This window comes from Corallococcus sp. AB018, from assembly GCF_003986945.1.
GTDB lineage: Bacteria > Myxococcota > Myxococcia > Myxococcales > Myxococcaceae > Corallococcus > Corallococcus exiguus.
Map to the genome: position 1 here is coordinate 1 of NZ_RAWR01000138.1, position 22874 is coordinate 22874.

19 protein-coding genes are annotated in these 22874 nt (G+C 70.8%); 12 read left to right on the forward strand and 7 right to left on the reverse strand.

Annotation, left to right across the window (positions count from 1 at the left end):
* Window positions 1–265, forward strand: a 265-nt coding sequence (locus tag D7Y11_RS43415) for a hypothetical protein (protein ID WP_199753790.1), incomplete at its 5' end; no start/stop codon positions are given.
* A 25-nt stretch (window positions 266–290) separates the two neighbouring features.
* On the opposite strand, the gene D7Y11_RS26525 is transcribed toward D7Y11_RS43415, so the two are convergent.
* Window positions 291–1319 carry a lipoate--protein ligase gene (locus tag D7Y11_RS26525; protein ID WP_121751647.1) on the reverse strand — a complete coding sequence of 343 codons (1029 nt, stop codon included), beginning with the start codon at window positions 1317–1319 and terminating at the stop codon, window positions 291–293.
* A gap of 160 nt (window positions 1320–1479) precedes the next feature.
* Between D7Y11_RS26525 and D7Y11_RS26530 the strand changes: the two genes are divergently transcribed.
* Window positions 1480–2232, forward strand: a complete 753-nt coding sequence (locus D7Y11_RS26530) for a pyridoxal-phosphate dependent enzyme (RefSeq protein ID WP_120578102.1) — start codon at window positions 1480–1482, stop codon at window positions 2230–2232.
* A 13-nt stretch (window positions 2233–2245) separates the two neighbouring features.
* Here D7Y11_RS26530 and D7Y11_RS26535 read toward each other — a convergent pair whose 3' ends face one another.
* Entirely contained in the window at window positions 2246–3031 is a 786-nt protein-coding gene (locus tag D7Y11_RS26535; RefSeq protein WP_121751646.1) for a hypothetical protein, read from the reverse strand.
* A gap of 281 nt (window positions 3032–3312) precedes the next feature.
* Here D7Y11_RS26535 and D7Y11_RS26540 point away from each other — a divergent pair, with 281 nt between their 5' ends.
* Together D7Y11_RS26540 and D7Y11_RS26545 are read left to right on the forward strand one after the other, a co-directional pair.
* Window positions 3313–4242 (forward strand): triacylglycerol lipase, encoded by a 930-nt coding sequence (locus D7Y11_RS26540; RefSeq protein WP_120578082.1) that lies wholly within the window; start codon window positions 3313–3315, stop codon window positions 4240–4242.
* A 21-nt stretch (window positions 4243–4263) separates the two neighbouring features.
* On the forward strand, window positions 4264–5319 hold the full coding sequence (locus D7Y11_RS26545) for a lipase secretion chaperone (protein WP_126935106.1): 1056 nt from the start codon (window positions 4264–4266) through the stop codon (window positions 5317–5319).
* A gap of 24 nt (window positions 5320–5343) precedes the next feature.
* On the opposite strand, the gene D7Y11_RS26550 is transcribed toward D7Y11_RS26545, so the two are convergent.
* On the reverse strand, window positions 5344–6834 hold the full coding sequence (locus D7Y11_RS26550; protein ID WP_120578084.1) for a mechanosensitive ion channel family protein: 1491 nt from the start codon (window positions 6832–6834) through the stop codon (window positions 5344–5346).
* A gap of 83 nt (window positions 6835–6917) precedes the next feature.
* On the opposite strand from D7Y11_RS26550, the gene holB reads away from it, so the two are divergent.
* The 5 genes from holB (at window position 6918) to D7Y11_RS26575 (ending at window position 13102) form a co-directional block, all read left to right on the forward strand.
* Entirely contained in the window at window positions 6918–7952 is a 1035-nt protein-coding gene (gene holB, locus D7Y11_RS26555; RefSeq protein ID WP_126935107.1) for a DNA polymerase III subunit delta', read from the forward strand.
* Complete coding sequence (gene holA / locus D7Y11_RS26560) at window positions 7949–9265, forward strand: DNA polymerase III subunit delta (protein ID WP_120578086.1); 1317 nt, start codon at window positions 7949–7951, stop codon at window positions 9263–9265. Before holB ends, holA begins: the two co-directional genes overlap by 4 nt.
* Before the next feature lie 25 nt (window positions 9266–9290).
* Window positions 9291–9740, forward strand: a complete 450-nt coding sequence (locus D7Y11_RS26565; protein ID WP_120568058.1) for a hypothetical protein — start codon at window positions 9291–9293, stop codon at window positions 9738–9740.
* Window positions 9741–10077: 337 nt separating this feature from the next.
* Entirely contained in the window at window positions 10078–11973 is a 1896-nt protein-coding gene (locus D7Y11_RS26570) for a M4 family metallopeptidase (protein ID WP_126935108.1), read from the forward strand.
* 238 nt (window positions 11974–12211) lie between these two features.
* The gene (locus D7Y11_RS26575) at window positions 12212–13102 is read left to right on the forward strand and encodes a patatin-like phospholipase family protein (RefSeq protein ID WP_120578088.1); all 891 of its coding nucleotides are present in this window, start codon (window positions 12212–12214) and stop codon (window positions 13100–13102) included.
* 16 nt (window positions 13103–13118) lie between these two features.
* Here D7Y11_RS26575 and D7Y11_RS26580 read toward each other — a convergent pair whose 3' ends face one another.
* A complete protein-coding gene (locus D7Y11_RS26580) occupies window positions 13119–13916 on the reverse strand; it encodes an NRDE family protein (RefSeq protein ID WP_126935109.1) in 798 nt (265 codons plus the stop codon).
* Between the two features lie 109 nt (window positions 13917–14025).
* Between D7Y11_RS26580 and metG the strand changes: the two genes are divergently transcribed.
* The 3 genes from metG (at window position 14026) to D7Y11_RS26595 (ending at window position 18088) form a co-directional block, all read left to right on the forward strand.
* Window positions 14026–16152 carry a methionine--tRNA ligase gene (metG, locus tag D7Y11_RS26585; protein WP_120578090.1) on the forward strand — a complete coding sequence of 709 codons (2127 nt, stop codon included), beginning with the start codon at window positions 14026–14028 and terminating at the stop codon, window positions 16150–16152.
* A gap of 188 nt (window positions 16153–16340) precedes the next feature.
* Entirely contained in the window at window positions 16341–17315 is a 975-nt protein-coding gene (locus D7Y11_RS26590) for a HEAT repeat domain-containing protein (protein ID WP_126935110.1), read from the forward strand.
* Window positions 17312–18088, forward strand: coding sequence for a TatD family hydrolase (locus tag D7Y11_RS26595; RefSeq protein ID WP_120578092.1), 777 nt, complete (start codon window positions 17312–17314; stop codon window positions 18086–18088). The genes D7Y11_RS26590 and D7Y11_RS26595 overlap by 4 nt, the downstream gene beginning before the upstream one ends.
* Here D7Y11_RS26595 and D7Y11_RS26600 read toward each other — a convergent pair.
* From D7Y11_RS26600 to D7Y11_RS26610, 3 genes are read right to left on the reverse strand one after another with little or no spacing between them, the layout of a single operon-like run.
* Window positions 18075–20045 carry an HD domain-containing phosphohydrolase gene (locus D7Y11_RS26600; RefSeq protein ID WP_126935111.1) on the reverse strand — a complete coding sequence of 657 codons (1971 nt, stop codon included), beginning with the start codon at window positions 20043–20045 and terminating at the stop codon, window positions 18075–18077. The two genes, D7Y11_RS26595 and D7Y11_RS26600, sit on opposite strands and share 14 nt — an antisense overlap.
* 5 nt (window positions 20046–20050) lie before the next feature.
* Window positions 20051–21571 carry an HD domain-containing protein gene (locus D7Y11_RS26605; RefSeq protein ID WP_126935112.1) on the reverse strand — a complete coding sequence of 507 codons (1521 nt, stop codon included), beginning with the start codon at window positions 21569–21571 and terminating at the stop codon, window positions 20051–20053.
* Window positions 21572–21627: 56 nt separating this feature from the next.
* A complete protein-coding gene (locus D7Y11_RS26610) occupies window positions 21628–22767 on the reverse strand; it encodes a class I SAM-dependent rRNA methyltransferase (protein ID WP_120578095.1) in 1140 nt (379 codons plus the stop codon).
* Window positions 22768–22874 lie beyond the last annotated feature (107 nt).

Genomic DNA, 22874 nt, shown 5'->3' on the forward strand with positions numbered 1-22874 from the left:
GTCGTCGGGTGGCGGGGGACGCTCCTCGTCCAGCAACGGCGGCGGGTGGGGCGGCGGCAGCTCCGGCCGCGTCCAGCAGACCAGCGGCGGGTCCTCCAGCAGCAACAGCGGCGGCTGGGGTGGCGGCAGCTCCGGTCGCGGCGGTGGTTCCTCCTCCTCGCGCGGCTCCAGCGGCGGCTCGTCTCACGGCTCCAGCAGCCGCGGCGGTGGCAGCGGCTGGGGTGGCGGTTCCGGCGGTGGCCACGGCGGTGGTGGCCATCGCTGAGTGAAGTGACGGCGGATGGGCCGGGTCAGACCTCGACCTGGCCCATCAGCCACGTCTCCAGCTCCGCCAGCTCGCGCTCCTGCGAGGGGTGGCGGGCGCGGACCTCGGCGACGGCCTGCTGCATCCCGTCGCGGCTGTGCGGCTTGCCGGTGAGCTCCGCCTGCAGGTCCTGCACGAGGTCCGGGTAGAGCGCATCCGAGAAGACCTGCGCGCGGGTGATGTGTCCGTTCTCCGTGTCGACGTGGACCTCGAAGAAGCCCCACGACAGGTACTCCACCATCTGGTGGCTGAAGCGGGGCGCGTTGCCGAAGCGCCAGTCCCACGACGCGTAGTGATCGAAGGTGCGCTTGAGCGACGGCTGGCTCTCCAGGAACGAGGGCTCCAGCAGCTCCGGCTCCGCGGTGGCGCCGTGGAAGTCGCAGAAGGCGCCGATCATCGCCTTCACCAGCGACTCATGGGAGGTCTCCGGCTGGAGGTCGCGGATGTTCATCACGCGCGAGCGCACCGACGCGCTGCCCTTGGACTCCAGCTTCTTCGGGTGCGGCGTGAGGTAGTTGGCCAACCGCGACAGGTTGGCGTGGATGAGGAAGGTGCCGTGATGGAAGGCGCGGTCCTTCGTCTCACGGTACGCGCTGCCGCTGATCTTCCGGGGGCCGTCCTCCAGCGGAATCACCAGGTCGTTGCGCCCGGACGCCTGCGCCGTCACGCCCAGCCGCGACAGCGCGTCCAGCAGGATGCGGACGTTCGCCGTCTTGTCGTAGCCCTCCTTCGCGGACAGGAACGTGAAGCAGGTGTTGCCCAGGTCGTGGAACACCGCGCCGCCGCCGCTGGTGCGCCGCGCGAGGAAGACCTTGTCCTCCTCCATGCGCGCAAGGTTGCACTCGGACCACGGGTTCTGGTTGCGGCCGATGACGACCGTGTTGTCGTTGCGCCAGAGGAAGAGCGTCTGGGTGGAGGGATCCAACTCGCGGAAGATCCAGTCCTCGGTCGCCAGGTTGAACCAGGGGTTGTACGTCTCCGACAGCAGGATGCGGACGCGCGGGGCTTGAGACATGGGCGCGGAGCATAACCGCCCGCCACGTGCTTGCAGGGACTTGCGCCGTCCCACTCAGGACATCCCTTCCTCCCCGGGGGCAATGGCCGAGGGGGGCTGCCTCCGGAAGACTCCGGCGCGTGTCGGGCGCGGAGTGTGGGTGCGCGCCATGGGGGCGGCCATGCGTGGAGTGTTTTCCCTGTCGCGTCCTCGTGCGGGCGGCCCGGTGGTGCTGTGGGGTGGGGCGCAGCCGTCCGGCAGCCTCAAGTACCTCACCTTCGCGCGCTACCTGGCCGCGATGCCGCCGGGCTCGCGCGGGCTGGTGGAGCTGTCCGGCGCGTCGAGCGCGCTGGCGCTGGACCTCCTGGGCCGCGAGCGGGGCCTGCCCACGGTGGCCCTGACGGACGCGGCGGGCGCGACGTACCTGCGCGCCAACGGCTTCCAGGGGCAGGTGCGCCAGGTGGACTCGATGGCGGACATGTTCCACCAGGCCCAGTCCCTGGAGCGCGAGGGCTGGAGCTGGCCCCGGCAGCTCACCAATCGAGCGATGGTCGCGTGCGTGGAGGCCTGGGCGTCGGGGTTGCGCGCGCAGGTGCGCGAGCGCTTCCCCACGGTGCGGCACGTGGTGTGTGGCTTCGGCACGGGCGCGACGCTGGTGGGTCTGACGCGCGTCTTCATGGCCGGTGGCTTCACCGTCACCGGCCTGCAGCCCGCGCCCGGCACGTCGGTGCCCGGCTGGCGCACGTGGGGAGCCCAGAACCTGGGCGCGGAGGACCTGTTCTTCGAACACCAGCCGCGCATGGTCCTGGCCACGGCCGCCCCCGCGCCGGATGCCTTCACCTCGCTCCTGGACTGGGCGCGCCGGCAGCCGAATCCTGAACGGGTGCTCGTCATCGCGCACAACGCCCGGGAACCGGACTCCGCCCGCGCCTGAGGCGACCGCGCGCCTACCGGTGCGCCGCTTCGATTCGCGCCCGCACGGCGGCCACTCCGTCGCGCGGGTACGCGGGCACGTGGGACAGCTCGCGTTCAGCCAGCCGCAGGAGCGTGCGCGCGAGGCCCGGCGTATCGCCTTCCAAAGCTCGCGCCAGCTCACCGCCGGTCTCCGGATACACGCGCTCCACGCGCCGCACCGGATCCAACCCGTCCAGCAGCGAAGCAGCAGGGGCGGGGACATGGCGCGCGAGCAGCAGGCAGAACAGGCGCACCGCTTCGTAGAGCCGCGAGCGCCCGCTGAGCCCTTCGCCGCGCGCGTGGCGGCCCACGCCCACCAGCACCTGCGTGAGCCACTGTCCGAAGAGCCACGCGTCGTCCGGGGCCGTGCGCTGGAGCTCCTCCGCCGTGTCCCGCGCGCGCTCGTCCATGCGCTCCGTCACGCCGCCCTTGTCCAGCAGCACGCGGTAGCGGTTGACGCGCGCGAACGCCAGCTCCTCCAGGTCGAACACCGCGAACTCCAGCAGGTGCCCGTCGCGGTACACGACCTTGAGGCCATGCGCCGTCTCGCGGAACGCCAGCGCCACGTCCTCCGCATGGGGCAGCCAGCCGCGCTCCTGTCTCAATGTTTCAGCGTGTCCGGGCCATGCGACGACGAAGAAGTCATGGTCGCTGAAGTCATCCGGCGCGTAGTCGCGCGCCGCCATCGAGCCCAGCGCCACGAGCCCTCGGAAACGGCCGTCCGCGTCAGCCCTGCGCGTCAATTCCACGGTGAAGGCCTGATACGCGGCGGTGTCCAAGCGCGTGCTCCTCGGGAAGGACCCGCATGCTGCCACTCCGACGCGGGGCGCTGAAGTCGTAATGCATTGCGTTGATTTGCGATTATGCGGTGCGTCTCGATTTATGACGCAGCGGGTCGCAGAGGGGAAGGGGAACAAACACATGCGTCTGTCCTGACCCGGAGCTGACACGCTTTTCAGTTAATTCTGAGGTTGGCTTGATTTTTATCAGAGCCTCGCTTTATGGGCTGATTCGCGGGTCAATCCCTTCGATGATCCGCCCTCCCCAATCAGGAGCCTGTATGCGAAACGCCGTCCGGACCCTCGTTCTGACTGTCGCGGTTCTTGCCCTCTGGGCGCAGCCCGCTCGCGCCGCGGATACGTACACGCAGACGAAGTACCCCATCGTGCTGGCGCACGGCATGGCGGGTTTTGATTCGCTGTTCGGGGTGCTCGACTACTTCTACGGCATCGAGTCGACGCTGAAGTCGGGCGGCTCGAAGGTCTACATCACGCACGTTCCGCAGTTCAACACGAGCGAGGCGCGCGGCGAGGCGCTGCTGGCGCAGGTGCAGGACGTGCTCGCGCGTTCGGGCGCGAAGAAGGTGAACCTGATTGGCCACAGCCACGGCGGCCTGGACGTGCGCTACGTGGCGGCGGTGCGGCCGGACCTGGTGGCGTCCGTGACGACGGTGGGCACGCCGCACAAGGGCGCGGACCTGGCCACCTACCTGCGCTCGAACATCAAGGGCGGTTCGTTCACGGAGGGCGTGCTGTCGTACTTCGCGAACAACCTGGGCCTGGTGCTGGGCCTGCTGTCCGGCCACACGCAGTCCCAGGACGCGATTGGCGCGCTGACGGCGCTGTCCGCTTCGGGCGCGGCCACGTACAACGCGAAGTACCCGGCGGGTCTGCCCACCTCCTCGTGCGGCACTGGCGCGGCGACGGGCACGCAGGGGCAGCGCTACTACTCCTGGTCCGGCACGGATCCCTTCACCAACGTCTTCGACGCGTCTGACTACGCCCTGAAGCTGTCGTCCTTCTTCTACAGCGAGTCCAACGACGGCCTCGTGGGCCGCTGCAGCTCGCGCTTCGGCACGGTCATCCGCGACAACTACGACATGAACCACCTGGACGAAGTGAACCAGGTGCTGGGCCTCACCGCGTTCTTCACCGACCCGAAGTCCGTGTTCCGCACCCAGGCGAACCGCCTGAAGACCGCGGGCCTGTAATCCCCCAAGGAGTGCCCCGCCATGAAGCGCCGCGCCGTCATTCTCGTGGTCGCGCTGTGCGCCCTCCTGGGTGCCGGCGTCTTCTCGTGGTGGAAGGTCCGGGCGGAGGACGCGCCCGGACCCGCTGTAACGCCGTCCGCCGTTCCCGTCGCGCAGGGGTCGCGGCCGCAGGGGGCGGCTCCCGCCGTTCCCGGTGCCGTCGTGACGGCGAGCCCGGACTCGCAGGCTGGCGCGCCGCTGCCGCCGCTGCCCGGTTCGCTCCAGGACACGGAGGAGGATGGCGCGGTGCTGGTGGATGCGTCCGGGCACTTGGTGCCGAACGCGGACCTGCGCCGGCTCTTCAACTACTACCTGTCCGCCACGGGCGAGGAGTCCGCGTCGCTCATCCGCGAGCGCATCCTCGCGGCCCTGCGGGCGAAGAAGCTGCCTGCCGCCGCCATGGACGAAGCGGTGCAGGTGCTGGACGACTACCTGGCCTACCTGGAGGCCGCGCGGGGCCTGGGGTCGAACGGCTCCGCGGCCACGATGGACACCGCCGAACGCCTGGAGTCCCTGCGCAAGCTGCGCCGGGAGCACCTGGGCGGCGCGGCCGACGGCCTCTTCGGGCAGGAGGAGGCGGTGGACGCCGTCGCCGTGGAGCGGCTGAAGCTGATGAAGGACGCGTCGCTGACGAAGGAGGAGCGCGAGCAGCGCATGTCGGCGCTGGAGGATCGGCTGCCCCCGGACGTGCGCGCCAGCCGCGAGGAGGCCGTGCGCCCGTTGCGGCAGCAGGCCGTGGAGCAGGAGCTGCTGGCGGCGGGCGCGACGGCGGAGGACCTGCACCAGCACCGGCTGTCCACCGTGGGGCCAGAGGCCACCGGGCGGCTGGAGTCGCTGGACGCGGAGCGCGCGCAGTGGAAGCAGCGGCTGGCGGACTTCCGCGCGAAGCGCGAGGCGCTGGGCCAGAGCGAGCCGGACCCTGCCCGGCGTCAGGCCGCGGTGCAGCGGCTGCTGTTCGACTCGTTCACCCCGGAGGAGCGCCTCCGGGTGGAGGCCGCGGACACCATCGAAGCAGCCACCGGTTCCGGAGGCGGGTGAGGCGGCATCAGGTTCGCTTGAACCCTATTCGTGCGTGAGGCCGAAGAGCGACCGCAGCCTTCCGAGGATGCGGCCCGCCTCGGGTGAATGGTCCGGCCCGCCGCCCGCGGCCTGGGCCACGGCGCGCAGCTGGGTGCGGCGCTGGGCGAGGAGCGCGGAGAGCTGCCGGGCGAGGCCCGGGTAGTCGGAGAACAGGCGCGCGAAGGTGGGCCGGTCCAGCTCCATCAGCACGGAGTCCTGGAGCGCCACCACCGTGGCGGCGCGGGGCTCGCCGGTGAGCAGGGACATCTCCCCGATGTACTGGCCCGGCCCCAGCCTCGTGATTTCGGACTGGAGCGTGCCGGCGCGCACGCTGACCTCGCCGGAGGCCACGACGTAGAAGGTCCCGCCCTGGTCGCCCTCCTGGATGATGCGCTCGTTGCGGCCGAAGCGGCGCACCACCACCTCGCACTGCAGGCGCTCCAGCTCCTCCGGGCCCAGCGGCGCGAAGAGGTCCACCTGGCGCAAGAGGTCGCGCACGGTTTCGTCCGCCAGCTCGCGGCGGCGGTGCTTCGTCTCGCGGCGCAGCGTCACCGTGCGCTGGGCGTGGGGCAGCTCCATGCCCTCGCGGCGCAGCCGGTACCACAGCCGCGTGTGCAGCTCCTCCTTCACGCTGTCCGACAGCGCGAAGTCATTGAGGAACACGCGCACCATGTACTGCGTGTTGGACTCCGTGAAGCCCACCGTGCGCGCGATGGGCGGCGGCTGCACCAGGATCTGGGGAATCTCCCGGGCCACCTCCAGCAGCGCCTTCTTCACCTGGTTGGGCGGCGCGTCCAGGGACACGCCCACCTGCACCTCGATGCCCACGGGCTCGCGGTGCTGGGTGAAGTTCTTCACGTGCTCCTTGCCCACCATGCTGTTGGGCAGGGTGATGACCTCACGCCGGAAGTTGGCGATGCGGATGGAGCGCCACCCGATGTGCACCACCCGCCCGGTGTGCTCGCCAATGCGGATGAAGTCGCCCACCTCGAACGGCCTGTCCAACTGCAGCGACAGGCCCGCGAAGAGGTTGCCCAGCGTCTCCTGGAGCGCCAGACCGATGACCACCGTCAGCACCGCGGTGGACGCGACCAGGCCCGCCAGGTCCAGGTTGAGCTGGCTCTGGAGGATGGGGACGGTAGCGAGCGCGTACAGCGTGAAGTCGATGACGTCGCGGAGAATCTTCGGCGTCGTCACCGGCGAGCGCATCCGCACCAGCTTCAGCGCGAACGCCACCGCGGCCCGGATGACGCCGTAGGCGAACGTGAGCATCCAGCCCACGTTCACGAACTTGTGCAGGCCCTCCGGCGTCGAGGCCTCTGGCAGCAGGCGCGCCGCCAGCCGCAGCACCAGGAAGGCGAGCAGCATCCGCACCGCGCCCCGCAGGTCGTCGCGCAGGTCCGGGTCGCGGGTGGTCCGTTGGATGCCCAGCAGGAGCACCGTCAGGATGGAGCCCGCCAGCAGGGGGAGGTGGCCTTCGAGGAAGTTCAACACGTCCGGTGAATCAGACCGGGGGCGCGCGCACGGGTCAAGGTGGCGGTTGACGGGTGGGCGGCGAGCGGGGATACACGCCCCCCATGACGCTTGCCTCGGTGCAGGGACAGCCCCGCGCGATGGACGCGCTCCAATCCGCCCTGCGGTCTGGCTCGGTGCATCACGCCTACCTGTTCGCCGGGCCTGAAGGGGTGGGCAAGGAGCTGGCCGCGGTGGGCCTGGCCCAGGCCCTCACGTGCCCGGAGGCCCCGGAGGTCGGCTGCGGCAAGTGCACCAGCTGCGTGCGCCTGGCCAAGGGGCTGCACCCGGACGTCACCTGGGTGATGCCGGACGACGAGCGCGTGTCGCGAGGACTCGCGGGCCGCTCCGACTTCACCGGCACGCCCAGCCGTGAGCTGCGTGTGGAGCAGATAAGGCAGCTCCAGGAGCGCCTGGCGCTGCGCGGCCTGGAGTCCAAGCGCAAGGTGGCCATCCTGGTCAGCGCGGAGCAGATGAACGTCCAGGCGCAGAACGCGTTCCTCAAGACGCTGGAGGAACCGCCCGCGGAGACCACCCTCATCCTGGTGGCGAGCGCCATGGACCGGCTGCTGCCCACCATCCGCAGCCGGTGCAGCAAGGTGTACTTCGGTCCGCTGCCCGTGGAGCTGGTCGCCCGGCACGTGCAGCAGGAGCGCAAGCTGGACGGGGACACCGCCGCCCTGGCCGCGGTGATGTCCGGAGGCAGCCTGGGCCGAGCGCTCGCGCTGGACGTGAACGCGCTGAAGGAGCGCAAGGACGTCCTCACCGCCTTTGAAGCCCTGAGCGGCAACGACATCCCGGCCCTGCTGCGCTTCGCGGAGGCGCACGGCGGCTCGCGCGAGGACGCGGACACGGCGCTGGAGCTGCTCATCCTGTGGACGCGGGACGTGTCGCTCGCGAAGGCCGGGGCGCTGGAGGCGCTGGCGAACCGGGACATGACGGCGCTGGCGGAGGACGCGGCGAAGCGCACGTCGGAGGCCGCGCTGCACCGGCGGCATTCGCTGCTGGAGTCAGCGCGCACGGCCATCGGTTCGCGCAACGGCGCGCCCCGGTTGCAGCTGGAGCGGCTGCTCATCGAACTGTGCGTGGAGGGCCGATGAGCGCGGACATGGACGAGGTGCTGGCGGAGGTGAAGGGCGGCAAGGTGTGGCCGCTGTACCTCCTGTGGGGCGAGGAGTTCCTGGTCAGGAAGGGCGCCGACGAGCTGGTGAAGACGCTGGTGCCGGACGCCTCCATGGGGCTGAACCTCGCGGTGCTGGACGCGGCCTCCCCGCGCGAGGTGGCGCAGGAATTGGCCACGCTGCCGCTGTTCCCCGGGCGCAAGGTGGTGCTGGTGCGCGACCCGGAGTTCCTCGCGCCCAAGAAGGGCAAGGGCGACGCGCTGGCCAAGGCGCGCGACGCGTGGAAGGCGGGCAAGCGCAAGGAGGGCGCCCGGCGGCTGTTGGCGCTCGCGGGCCGTGCGGGCTGGGGCGTGGATCAACTGGACCCCCGCGTGCCCGGCGCGCCTTCGGTGGAGCAGTGGAAGGACGAGCTCAACGTGGACCTGGCGGAGGCCGACCTGGCCTTCCTCCAGGAGGCGGCGGCCTTCTGCCGTGACGAGCGCATCAGCGCCCCGGAAGGTGACGCATCCGCGCTCCTGGAGTTGCTCCAGAAGGGCGTGCCGCCGGGGCACGCGCTGGTGCTCGCGGCCACGGACGTGGACTCGCGCAGCCCGCTGCTCAAGTTCGCGCAGGACAAGGGCCGCCTCTTCGAGCGCAAGGTGGCCGCGCGCCACAAGGACCTGGACCTCAGTGAAATCTCCAGGGAGTTCCTCGCCCCCTTCAAGAAGAAGCTGGGGCCGGGCGCGCTGGAGGGCCTGAAGGAGCGCATCGGCGGCAACATCCGGCTGCTCCAGTCGGAGCTGGAGAAGCTGGCCGTCTACGCGGAGGGGCCCACCATCGAAGCGCAGCATGTGGCGCTGCTGGTGCACCACGCGCGCGAGGAGGAGTTCTTCGAGCTGACGGAGGCGCTCCAGAAGCGCGAGCTGCGCGACGCGCTCTCCTACGCCGAGGACGCGATGGGGCAGGGCACGCACGCGCTGCAGCTGTTGGGCGCGGTGGCGTCCATTGTCCGCTCGCTCTTGGAGAACCACGCCTGGTTGGAGAAGTACGCGGGCGGCCAACCGCCGCGCACCGGCCGCGACGTGGAGGCGCGCATCCTCCCCAAGCTGGAGGCCGAGCTGAAGGCCACCAAGCGCAAGACGCCCAACGCGTGGGCGCTCGCGTTCGGCATGCAGGCCGCCGCCCGCTACGAGCGCCGCGAGCTGCTCAACGCCCTGGTGGCGTGCGCGGACGCGGACCTGGCCCTGAAGTCCTCCGCCAGCGGGAAGCTCGTCATCGAGCGGCTGTTGTGGACGGTGTGCACCCGCGCCTGAAGGGGCCCGGGCTGAAGGAGCCGCCATGGCGGACAAGCGACGCTTCGACCTCTTCGCGGACCTGCTCGTCACGCGCTTTCCCCAGGCCCTGCGCGTCTATGACATCGCCGGCGGCATGGGGAAGCTGAACGAGTCCCTCACCCAGCGAGGCCGCACGGTCACCACCTTCGACCTGCGCCACAAGCACCTGCCCGTGAAGTACGCGCAGCGGCTCTTCACGCTCGAGGAGCCCTGCGAGGCGGAGCTCGTCGTGGGCATGCACCCGGACGGCGCCACGCGGATCATCATCGAGTACGCCGCGCGCCACGGGCTGGGCTTCGCCGTCGTCCCTTGCTGCTCCGACAATGGGATGCCCTACAAACCGTGGATGCGGCACCTGGCCGACGTGGCCCGCGACGCCGGCTACACCACGGTGGAAGAGGCCGCGCTCCCCATGGACGGGCGCGCGCGAGTGCTGCTCGGCGTGTGGCGCTGACGCACGCCGCGCGAATTCGGGGTTATGCTTTGCGTAGCAAGAAAAAGCCGCCATCCTGGGATTGTACGAATAGAGGACGCCCCCCGTGTGCACTGTCATGGTTCAGGACAGGGGCCCATGAACGGCGAAAATCCCAGCAAGAACGGGCCTTTGTGAAGGACTCGTAACGAATGCTTCCACATTACAGAAGATTTACTGGGCACTGATGTGCCAGCTGTTTTTCAGTGCCTTCCGGTACTGCGAGGCATTTCGCGGACTTAATGAGTTGGCCTGACAAATGCTGAAAGGAGCGCTGTCCCGGCGACCACCCCCTTTGCGCCGGGCAGGAGGCAGTACCTTGGTTCGCACCCGTTTCGTTTCAGCCCTGCTGGCCTTCCCCCTCGTCGCTTGCGGCGTCGGGGACGCGGACGTCAACACGCAGAAGGATCAGCAGAAGCCGGATGAAGTCGCCGAGGTCCAGAACGCCCTGAGCGTGATTCCGGGCGCGCAGATTGTCGGCACCAACGCGGATGGGACGCCGCACACCATCCAGGGCCGCCTGGGCCAGGCGGACCGCCCGCTGACGGGCTTCGCGGCCGCGGACGTGCACACGGCCATCGCCGGGTCGCTGCCCTCCATCGCGTCGCTGTTCCGCCTCAACGCGAACGACCTGCAGGTCCGCCGCATCAACGTGGACGAGCAGGGCACGTCGCACATCCGCTACGCGCAGACGCTGAACGGTCTGCTGGTGGTGGGCGAGGAGCTGGTGGTGCACGTGGACAGCTCGGGCGCCATCTTCGGTGCGAACGGTTCCGCGCGCGCCGGTGGCACCGTGTCCGCGCGTCCGCTGGTCGCCGCGGAGGCGGCCCAGACGGCGGCGCTGCGCGACACGAAGGGCACGGGCCTGGCCACGGAGGGCGCGCGCCTGGTGTACGTGAAGGCCGAGGACGGCCGCCTGCGCCTGGCGTTCGAGGTGCGGGTCACGGGCGAGAGCGAGCTGATGCCGCTGCGCGACCGCGTCTATGTGGACGCGCTCAACGGCGCCACGCTGCTGCGCGTTCCGGAGATCCACACCGCGCTCAACCGCAAGGTCTACAGCGCGAACAACGGCACCAGCACCCCGGGCACGCTCAAGCGCAGCGAGGGCCAGGCGGCCATCGGTGACTCGCACGTCGACACCAACTACGACATGCTGGGCTACACCTACGACTGCTACAAGGTGCTCTTCAACCGCGACTCGCTGAACAACGCGGGCACGGCGCTCATCAGCACGGTGCACTACAGCCGCAACTACGTGAACGCCTACTGGGACGGCACCCAGATGGTGTACGGCGACGGCGACGGCGTGAACTCCATCGAGCTGGGCAAGGACGCGGACGTCACCGTCCACGAGCTGACCCACGCCGTGACGGAGTACGAGTCCAACCTCACGTACTCCGGCCAGTCCGGCGGCCTCAACGAGGCGATGTCCGACACGTTCGGCGCCGTCTGCGAGAGCCGCGTGAACAACTGGAGCACGGCGGCGGCCATCTGGATGGTGGGCGAGGACGTGTGGACGCCGGGCACGGCGAACGACGCCCTGCGCTACATGGATGACCCGGCGAAGGATGGCGCGTCCAAGGACTGGGCGGCCAACGTGACGTCCAGCACGGACGTGCACTACAGCTCGGGCGTGCCGAACCTGGCGTTCGCGCTGCTCTCCAAGGGTGGCGTGCACCCGCGCCGCACGGGTGGTCCCACGGTGACGGGCATCGGCGTCGAGAAGGCCGCTCGCATCTGGTACTACGCCAACACCAACCTCTTCACGGCGAGCACCACGTTCGCTCAGGCGAAGACGTGGACCGTCCAGGCCGCCGCGGCCCTGGGCTACACCGCGGCCGAGCAGGCGTCCGTGACGGCCGCCTGGGAAGCGGTGGGCGTGGGTGGCACTGTGACGCCCCCGACCTGCACCGCGCTGACCAACGGTGTCGCGAAGACGGGCCTGTCCGGCGCCTCCGGCTCCGAGACCCTGTACTGCCTCGACCTGCCGGCCTCCAAGGCGTCCACCTACGTCCTGAGCGGCGGCACGGGCGACGCGGACATGTACATCAAGTTCGGCTCTGCTCCGACGACGTCGTCCTACGACTGCCGTCCGTACCTGTCCGGCAACAACGAGTCGTGCAGCGCGGCGGCGAAGGCCTCGGCGGGCAAGATGTACATCCTGCTGCGCGGCTACTCCTCGTACAGCGGCACGTCCCTCAAGGGCACGTACTAGTCCCTCGCACAGGTCCGGCGTGAGTCCACGCCGGGCCTCGTGAAGGTCACCTTCCGCCTCCGGGGCTCCTGTCCCGGGGGCGGTCGTGTTTCCGGCCTCCGGTGGTTGGGCAAGCGCGTCTCCGCGCCCGACGCCAGTGTCGACCCGCGCGCGAGGCCCGCCGGAAACGGGTGTCCGGCCGCCTGGGCCTTCGAGCTGGGAGCGGGGTAGGGTGGCCTGACTTCGCGCGGGAGGATGTATGCGGCGCCGGCTGGGCCTGATGGTGTTGTCGGTGGTGGTGGCTTCCGGGGCCCTGTCGTGCCACCGGGACACGCGCGCTTCGCGCACCTGCGTGGTGCTGTCGGTGGGAGGCACGAAGGGGCTCGCGCACGTGGGCGCGCTGGATGCGCTGGTGGCCCGGGGCGTGCCCATCGACTGCGTGGTGGGAAACAGCATGGGCGCGGTGGTGGGCGGCCTCTACGCGTCCGCGCCCGGCGCCAACCTGCGCCAGCGCTACCATTCCTTCTTCACCGCCTACGAGGAACAGACGCGCAAGGTCGCCGCGACGCGAGGCGCGGTGGGCGCGGCGGTGGGCCTGCTCGCGGTGCTGGTGTCGGGCGGCGCGCTGGGACCGGCCGTGGCGGCGGGAGCGCTGGGCGCGGCGGGTGGCGCGGCGACGGTGCCCCCCTTGAGCCATGAGCGCTTCGCACAGGTGCTGGATTCCTTCTACGCGGGCGCGCGCGTGGAGGAACTCCCCGTGCCCTTCGCCACCTTCCACCAGGAGCCCTTCGCGGGCGGCATCCGGCTCGTCTCCGTCACACGCGGTTCGCTGGCGGAGGCCGTCTCCGCGAGCGCGTCCAATCCGCTCCTGTTCAAGGACGCGACGCTGGAGCGAATCGATCCGGGCGCGGACCGCGTGTCCGCGACGCCCGTCCATGACGCGTGTCAGCTGTTCCCGGGCGCGCGGCTCATCGCCATCAACGTCACCGGCGAACCGGCCTTCTACCGCTCCGACCTGGGCTGCGACGTGCGAGAGGTCCGCGTGGACGTGGCCATGCCCCCGGTGGAGGCCTTCACCGGCCGGGGCCCTGCCTTCGAAGCCACCTACGACGCGGGCCGTGACGCGGTGATGCGGGCGCGGCTGGACTAACGACTCGGCGAGCCGCTCAGGGCGCCGTGAGCAGGCCCGTCACGTCCCGCCAGTTGCCCTGGCAGGGGGCGTTGTCCGTGGCCAGGTAGTGCCCCACGTGGCCGGGCCCGAGCGCGACGATGGCGGATGAGCGCGTCCCGTAGCCTTCTGAAGTGTGGATGCACAGCGCCTGGAGCTGCTGGAGGAAGTCCGCGGGCAGGCCGTCCTCCGAGAGTGGCCCCGTCGCGGCCTCCCGGGGCGGCAGGGCATGGTCGCCCAGGGCAGCCTGAAGCCCCGTCACCAGCTCCGGCCATGGGCGCTTCGCCACGCCTTCCGCCAGGGCATGCGCCCGCCGCACCTTGGGAAGGGCCAGGTTGTCCAGGCTGTCGTTGGGGAGCACGTGCACGCCGTCCGGGACGTCCTCGTGCAGCAGGTGCGCATGGCCCGGCCTCGCGTAGGCCACCCGCAGGGTGCGCGCGTCCCCGTAGAGAAGGTTGAACGGCAGGAACTCCGGGGCGGGCAGGGTGCCGAGGTAGCGCTCGATGGCCTCCACCGACCCGGCCTGCAGGGCGCGCAGCACCACCTCGCCCCGGGAGCGGGGGGCCAGGCCCAGGCTCCTGGCGCCGCGCTGGTTCGTCAGGGCGACGACGACCCCTTCGTGGGTGACCCCCATCCACGTGCCGCCCCGCTCCACGTCCTGGCCGCCCACCACGCGGGGGGACTCGGAGAGGACCTTCGGCCCGTGGGCCGGACGCGCGTAGAACTCATCCCGGTTGGCGGCGAGGACCAGCGGCCACTCGGGGTGGGCGTTACGGAGGATCAGGACGGTGCACATGGCGTCCGGTCGATAACATCCATCTTCGCGCCTTGCAGCCCCGGGCCTGCATGTTGGCGATGACCTCGTATCCCCGAGCGGCTATGGTCCGCCGCCCTCAGGAGAGTCCATGGCGGAGAGAACCCTCGTCACCAGCGCCCTTCCGTACGCGAACGGCGCCATCCACCTCGGCCACGCTGTCGAGTACATCCAGACGGACATCTACGTCCGCTTCCTGCGCTCGTGCGGCCAGGACGTCGTCTACTTCTGCGCGGATGACACCCACGGCACGCCCATCGAAATCAACGCCGCGAAGCAGGGCATCCCGCCGGAGCAGTTCGTCGCGCGCTTCCACGACGAGCACCAGCGCGACTTCCGCGACTTCGACATCCGCTTCGACTACTTCCACTCCACCAACTCGCCGGAGAACCGCCACTACGCGGAGCTCATCTACGGGCGCTTGAAGGACGCGGGCGACATCGACCGCCGCGACATCGAGCAGACCTACTGCGAGAAGGACAAGCGCTTCCTGCCGGACCGCTTCATCCGGGGCACCTGTCCCAACTGCAAGGCCACGGAGCAGTACGGCGACGCCTGCGAGAAGTGCGGCAAGACGTACAACCCCACGGACCTCATCGACCCGAAGTGCGCGCTGTGTGGCACGCCGCCGGTTCGCCGCAACTCCGTGCACCTGTTCTTCAAGCTGTCGCGGCACGCGGACTTCCTCCAGGAAGTGCTCAAGCGCCCCGGCTTCATCCACCCGGGCCTGGCCGCCCAGCTCCAGGGCTTCTTCGAGAAGGGCCTGGCGGACTGGGACATCAGCCGCGACGGGCCGTACTTCGGCTTCGCGATTCCCGGTGAGACGGACAAGTTTTTCTACGTCTGGCTGGATGCGCCCATCGGGTACATCGCCACGACGGAGAAGTGGGCGAAGGAGTCGGGCCGCGTCGCGGACGCGCTCGCGTACTGGGGCAAGGACGCGCCCACGCGCATCGTCCACTTCATCGGCAAGGACATCGTCTACTTCCACGCGCTGTTCTGGCCCGCGGTGCTGAACGTCGCGGGGTTCCACATCCCCAACGAGATCAAGGTGCACGGGCACCTGACCGTGAACGGGGAGAAGATGAGCAAGAGCCGCGGCACCATGGTGGCCGCGCGTGACTACCTGGAGCTCCTGGACCCCAGCTACCTGCGCTACTTCTACGCGGCCAACCTGGGCGCGGGCGTGGAGGACCTGGACCTCAACCTGAAGGACTTCCGCCTCCGGGTGAACGGCGAGCTCGTCAACAACGTGGGCAACCTGGCCAACCGCGCGCTGTCGCTGCTGGCCGGGCCGCTGGAGAAGAAGCTCGCGCCGGGCCGCGCGGAAGGGCCGGGGCGCAAGCTGGTGGAGGACGCGCTGGCGCGTGTGCCGGAGGTGCGCGAGGCGTTCGAGAAGCTGGAGTACCGCAACGCCATCCGGATCATCACGGAGATTGCCTCCACCGCGAATGCGTTCCTGCAGACGTCGGCGCCGTGGGCGCTGGTGAAGAAGGACGCGGAGGCCGCGCGGGCGGACCTGTCGGACGCGGCGGACGTGGCGTACCTGCTGGGCGCGCTGCTGGCGCCGGTGACGCCGCGCGTGTCGGAGAAGCTGTTCGCGCAGCTGGGGGCGGAGCCGCTGACGTTCCAGGCGCTCGCCACCGCGAAGTATCCGCTGTTGGACCGCACCCGTCCGCTGGGCACGCCGGAGCCGCTGCTGCCCCGGCTGGAGGAGGAGCGCGTCAACGCCATCATCAAGGTCCCCGCGGGGACGCCGGCCGCCGAGCCCGCGAAGGCAGGCGGCAAGGACAAGAAGACGGAGAAGAAGCCCGTGGAAGCGAAGAGTCCGGAAGCGGTGCCCACCACGCAGGCGTCCCCTGGAGCGGGGGCGGCGGAAGGCGCGCCCGCGGCCGACATCGAGTACGCGGACTTCGCCAAGGTGGTGCTGAAGGCGGGGCGCATCGTGGCCGCGGAGAAGGTGAAGGGCGCGGACAAGCTGCTCAAGCTGGACGTGGACCTGGGTGAAGGCACGCCGCGCACCATCGTGTCCGGCATCGCGGAGGCGTACGCGCCCGAGGCTTTGGTGGGTCGGCGCGTGGTCGTGGTCGCGAACCTCAAGCCGCGCAAGCTCAAGGGCATCGAGTCGCGCGGCATGCTGTTGACGGCGGGCTCGGGCGGCAAGGACCTGTCCCTGCTGGAGCCGGGCGACGTGCCGCCCGGCGCCGAAGTGAAGTAGCGCGAGCGGTGGCATCCCGGGCGGCGGCGTTGCCTACCGGGATGTGTGCCGTGCGGTGGGCCCGGGCATCCACCGGGACGCGCGCAGGCCAGGACGTGGAGCGGTAGGCCCCTGGCGTCGGACGGCGACAGGGACTCCAAGGACGCGCTGGGTGTGGGAAAGCCTGGGCGCCAGAGAGGTGACGAGACGTGGCGGACTGGCGTGCCGAGCGGGACCGCGCTCTGTTGACCCTGGAGCGTGAGAAGCGGCCGGCGAGCCGGGCCGAGGCGGCGGACCTGTTGTTCCAGATTGCGTCGGAGGAGCCCGCGCACGCCGGGGAGTTCACGGACGTGCTCGTGCGGCTGCTCGGGGATGCGCAGCCGGAGGTGCGCCGCTCGGGCGTGAGCCTGGCGTCCGTCATCCTGCCGCCTGAGCAGCTCCCGGACATGCTCCTGCCAAGGCTGCGCGACGAGGACACCCGCGTGCGGCTGGAGGCCACCGGACGGCTCGCGGACCTCGCGCTGCCGCACGCGCGTGGCGCCCTGGCTGGAATGCTGGAGGACCCCACGCCGGAGGTCCGCTTCGAGGCCGCGCGAGGCATCGCCGCCCTCAAGCACCCTGCGGGCCTGGACGTGCTCGTGGCCGCGCTGGACGTGGACACGCTGCGCTTCCGGGCGCTGGGCGCGCTGGCGGAGCTGGAGGACACGCGGGCGCTGCCGGCGGTGAAGCGCCTCTTCGGCAAGTGGCTGCTGCCCGCGTTCGACAAGACGCAGGCCGCGGGTGTGCTGCTGAAGCTGGGCGACCCGGAGGGCGCGGACTGGCTGATGCAGCGCACGCGCAAGAAGTGGAGCGCGGACCGGGCGCTCGCGGTGGAGCTGTGCGGTGAATTGAAGGTCCCCGGCGCGCTGGAGCGGCTGAAGGACATCCTCGCGGACGCGAAGGACCCGTGCCGGGGCGCCGCCGCGCGCGGGTTGGGCCGGCTGGGGGATGCGCAGGCGCTGCCCTGGCTGCTCGCCGTGTTGGAAGACCGGAGCGCGCCGGAGGACGACCGGTTGGATGCGGCGGACGGCGTGTGGCGGTTGGCCGTGGCGGAGGGCATGGAGCGCCTGCGCGCCGCCGTGCCCACCTTCGCCTCGGAAGAGGCACGGACTGAGTTGGAAGAGCTGTTTCAGGAGAAGCCATGAAGCTGGTTGATGCGCACTGCCACCTGGAGCCGAAGGACTACGCGGACGTGGCTCCAGTGCTGGAGCGCGCTCGCGCCGCGGGGCTGGTGCACGCGGTGTTGGTGGGGCAGTTCCATGGCCCCGGTGACTGGGGCCACGCGCTGGAGGTCGCCGCCCGGCACCCGGACTTCCTGTCGCCCACGCTGGGCATCCACCCGCACGAGGCCGCCCGCGCCACGGAAGCGGACTTCGAGATGCTGGAGCGCACCTGCGCCCGCCCGGAGCTGCGCGCCGTGGGAGAGGCCGGGCTGGACTACTACTACGACCACTCGCCGCGCGAGATTCAGGCCACCGTCTTCCGGCGGCAGTGCGCGCTCGCGAAGCGCCTGTCCAAGCCGCTGGTGGTGCACGTGCGCGACGCGCATGACGACTGCGAAGCGGCCCTTGCTGCCGAGGACGTCACCAGCGGCGTCATCCACTGCTTCACCGGCGACACGGCCGCGGCCCGCAAGTACCTGGATCGGGGCTTCTTCCTGTCGCTGTCCGGCGTCGTCACCTACAAGAAGACGGAGGCCCTCCAGGACGCGGTGCGCTTCGCGCCGCTGGAGCGCCTGATGGTGGAGACGGACAGTCCCTACCTCGCGCCGGTGCCCCACCGCGGCCGCAAGAACGAGCCCGCGCACGTGCTGGAGACGGCGAAGAAGGTGGCGGAGCTGAAGGGCGTGTCGCTGGAAGAGGTGGCCCGCGTCACCACGGCGAACGCGGCCCGCCTCTTCAACCTCACGCTGGGGTGAGCGCGTTGGCCAGGGCCTCCAGGTCCTGGTCCAATTGCGGCATGTCCAGCAGCAGCGCGTCCGGGTCGTAGACGAAGTCCGCCTGCTTCAGCTTCAGCAGGGCCTGCAGCGCGGGTTCGCCCGCGTGGCCGCCGAACGCCGCATGCACCACGCGGCCGCGCTCCAGGTGCAGCGAGCCCTCCAGCGTGTGGCTCCGCAGCTGGAGCTTCCCGCTCTTCTTGCCGCCGCCCAGCGTGCGCAACAGCTCCTTGGGGGGCAGCTCATCGAAGCTGCCGCGCACCACCCGGCCCGGGCCGTTGTGCTGCACGCGGTCCTGGAAGAGGGACAGCACCGTGCGGGCGACCTCCGCCTTGTCGCTCGGGGAGAGCACCGCCGTCGCGCCCGCCATCAGCAGCCGCTCGCGAGCCTGGGCATCCGGTTCGCCCACCACGGCGATGGGAAGGCCCGCGCTCTCCGGCATGGAGCGCACGGCCTCCAGCAGGTCCATCACCTCCTGCTGGCCCAGCCGCAAGCTCACCACCAGCACGTCGCAGTCCAGCCGAGACAGGCCGTCCAGCGCGCCGTCCAGCGTGGACAGCGCGTGCGCCACCAGCTCCTGCTTGAGCACCGCCTCCAACAGCTCGCCGCGCGTGGCCTCGTCCGGCTCCGCGATGAGCACCTGGCGGCCTTCGCTGGCCAGCCGGTGCACCAGCAGCGCGCCGCTCTGCAGCTGCCCGACGATGTCCGCCACCACCGGGTCGTAGAGCACGCCCGCGTTCTTCTTCAGGTGCTCCAGCGCCTGCTGCTTGTTGAAGACGCGGCCGTGCGCGTTGCCCGGGTTCTTGGTCAGCTCCAGGAAGCTGTCCACCGCAGCCAGGATGCGCGCGCCCAGGGTGATGTCCTCGCCCTTGGCGCCCTGGGGCGTGCCGGAGCCGTCCCAGGCTTCGTACAGCTGCGCGAGGATGGTGTTCACCTGCGCGGGCAGGTGCACCGTCTCGAAGAGCTTCGTGGGCGCGCGGCAGCACGCCTTCGCCTGGGCCTTCCACTCCGGATTGGCCGCGTTGCTCGCCAGCGAGAAGTGCCGCTCCGGGGGCTTGCCCAGGTCGTGCAGGTACGCCGCGATGGACAGCGCCGCCAGCTCCTTGTGGGGCATGCCCATGCGCTGGCCGACGATGCCCGCCTGCCGCGCCAGCTGCGCGGAGTGTCCCCGGTGCCGGGGCCGGTCCTGCTCCAGCAGGCCCACCATCAGGCTCAGCGTCTCCACGTAGTCCGTGTCGCTGATGAGCCCGCGCGGGCCGCCCGGCTCGCGCCGCTGCGTGGAGACGCGCGCCACGTTGGTGCCGCTGCCGCCGCGCTGCAGCCGCATCCGCGCGTCCGTCTCCAGCCGCATGCTCAGGCTGGTGGCGTTGCTGCGTCCGGCGGAGCTCCCGCTGCGTCCGGGCTCCGCGCCCACGTGCGTGTTCGACGGGGTGTCCGGACGGCGCGGGCCATTGTTCGCGGAGGGGCCCTCCAGCAGCGTGCTGAACGCCGTGGGGTCGCCGTAGTAGTGCTTGCGGATGGCCGCGGAGATGGCGCTGCGCAGGCCGATGTACGCGTAGACCTCCGACATGCCGGTGACGAGGGCAATCTCGTCGAGCAGCGACTTGTTCTGCGGCTCGGCGGCCACCACCGAGAGCAGCTTGCGCTCCGGATCCACGGCCAGCGGGAGCACGTTCTGCGCTTCCGCCAGCCGCACCGGCAGCTTGTCCAACACCTTCGTGTCGATGCGGGCCTTGGCCAGCTTGTCCGCGGTGACGAAGCGGGTCTGGAACTCATTGGCCAGGAGCCGCAGCAGCGCGGCCTCCTGGAGCAGGCCCAGCTCCACCAGACAGTCCCCCAGCTTGTGGCCGGTGATCTTCTGGTGCTCCAGACCCTGCTCCACGGCCCCCGGTGTCACGAGGCCGGCCTCAATCAACCGCTCTCCCAGCCGCTTCGCCATGGACTTCAGCCCTCCGAGGAGCCACCACCCTCACCACCGGACTTCGGGGGCGGCGCCAGCGCGCTGAACGGCTTGAAGGTCAGCTCGCCGGGCAGGCTCTTGGGGTCGCGGGGAGGACGGTCCTCGCGCGGCGGACGCTCGGCGCGGGGCTCGCGGGGAGGACGGTCCTCGCGGGGAGGACGGTCCTCACGCGGCGGACGCTCGGCGCGGGGCTCGCGCGGAGGCCGCGGCGGACGCTCCGGACGGGCCTCCTGGGATGCGGGGGCGGCAGTGCCCTCGCCGGCAGGAGCGGACGGGCCCTTTTCGGCGCGCGCCTTGCGCTTCTCCTCGCGGTGCTTGCGGCGGCCGCCCTCCACCGGAGCCCGGCCGCGGCCGGTGGGCACGAAGCCCTTCCAGAGCGAGCGGTCGTACGCGCGCAGGTGGTCCGTCCAGCGCTCGTTCGGGTCGCGCTGCATGGCCTCCACCCACGAGGAGATGCGCGCGTCGAGCGAGCTGAGCGTGTCGACGATCTGCGCCTCCAGCGTCACCGGCACCTTCGCGCCGGACGTCCCCTGGGAGATCGCCAGGTGCGTCAGGTGCTGCTCCAGGAGCGGCGGGAAGCCCGGGATGCCCAGAGTCTTCTCGCGGATCTTCTGCGCGGCCAGCACCGCGTGGCCCACCAGCCGGCCCTCGTCGGAGGTGTCGAAGCCCTTGTCGGACGCCCCGTCGCCGCCCTTCATCACGTCGTGCAGGAACGCGCCGGCCAGCAGCAGGTCGCGGTCCGCCATGGGGTAGTGGTCCGACACGCGCAGCGTCAGGCGCATCACCGACAGGACGTGCTCGGCCAGCCCGCCGCGCCACGCGTGGTGCACGCCCTTGGCCGCGGAGGCCACCGGCAGCGCCGCGGACACCTGCGCGTCGTCCAGGAACGCCAGCAGCAGCTGCTTCACGAACGGGTCGTTGACGCGCTCGGTGATGAGCTCACGGATCTGCCCCACCGCGCGCGGGCCACCGCCGCCACCCTCGTGGCGCTCGGCCTTGCCTTCAGCCTGCTTCGCGTCGCCGGACTTGGACTCGGACTTCGCGTCGCCAGACTTGGACTCGGCCTTCGCGTCGCCAGACTTCGCGTCGCCGGACTTGGACTCGGCCTTCGCCTCGGCGGGCGGGGCGGGGGGCGGCTCGAACTCCTTGGGGTCGAGCGGCTCCGGATCCAGGCGCTCCACGGCCTCCACGACGACCTGGGTGCGGCCGTGGAAGACGATGACGCTGCCCTGCACGAGGACGAAGTCACCGCTCTGGAAGGCGGGCTCGAGCGCGTCCACCTTGTCGAACACGCGCGCGTCCACGGTGCCGCTCTTGTCGGCCAGGGACAGCGACAGGAACACCTTGCCGCTGCGCGCGTTCACCTTCTCCTTCTTGGTGACGCGGAAGACGGTGTTGACCCGGTCCTTCTCGCGCAGGTCCGCCGCGTACACCTTGCGGACGGTCTCGACGGAAGCCTCCGGGGTGGAAGAGGTCGCGGCCTGGGATTCGTTTTCGGTTGTCATCGCGGCGCGGACACTAACACCGAGGAGGGCCCGTCGAGGGCGAAACAGCACGGGCTTCAGCTCACCTCGAGCGCCACCGCCTCCAGGTACTCGGCCCCTGGGGAGCCGACCGGCGCCGGGTGGTCCGGCGGCAATCCCATCCGTACCAGCCGGAATGCGATGCGCGCCTCCTGCTCGCAGGCCGTGGCCACGCACTCCGTGAATGAGCCCAGCGCCAGCGGTGGGTGATAACCGACCACGAGCAACCGTCCCCCATGGCGGGTGCGCCGCAGGGCCAGCCGCACCTGTTCGATGAAGTCCTCCTCGGACGCCACCCCCAGCGTGTCGAGCAGCACCAGGTCGAAGGTGTCCTTGAGGGCCCGGAGCACGGCCAGCGGCTCGCCCTGTTCCACCGTCACCCGGCCGAGCAGCCCGTTGGCCTCCGCGTTCTCCCGCGCCAGGTCCGCCGCGTCCGCGTTGCCGTCGAAGGCCAGAATCTGCTTCGCCCCATGTCGCCCCGCGTGGACGAAGAGGCCGCCCACGTTGCACGCCACGTCCAGCACCCGGTCCCCGTTGCCGGTGCGGCTCAGGAAGCGGCGCAGCTCGCGGTGGTCGTACCCGTAGCCCGTGCCCCGGCCGTAGGTGAGGTCCACGGTGAAGCGCGCGCCCATCTCCAGCAGGCGGCACCAGCGCGGCGGCGTGCCGTACATCACGTGCGGGCGCTGCGCGGGCAGACCCAGCGCCTTTCGCCGGAGCGTGTCGTTGCGCAGCAGCACGGAGGCCGCCCCCGTCACCTCTCCCAGCGTGCGGGTGATTTCCTCCTGCCGCGCGTCCATGGAGCGGGTGAGCGTCTGGACGACGAAGTGCTGATCATACCGGTCCACGATGAGGCCCGGCAGCCCGTCCCCGTCGTCGTTGACGATGCGGCAGAAGCGCGGGTCGTCCACAAGGCGTCCGCGCCGCTCGAAGGCGTGGCGCACGTGGCGGGGGATGAGGCCTTCCACGGACTCGTCCGGCAGGCCCAGGCGGCGCACGGCGTACGAGGCCTGGAGGTCCACGTCTCCCAGCCCCAGGACATGCCCGTCCTCGTCCTTGAGCTGCATGGGCGTGCCGGGCTGCGGCTCGCCCTCCATGGAGACGATGTCCTCGCGGCGCAGCCAGGGGGCGCCATGGCGCAGCTTGCGGGCGGCTTCTCGGGACAGGTAGGTGCTGAGCAAGGTGCGGTCCTCCTCCAGCGCGATGGAAGGCGCCCTGCGGGGTGCCTTCCATCAAACATGGGCCGTGTGGGGCCTGCTGGCGGCGAGGGCCGTGCCGCTGCCCCGGA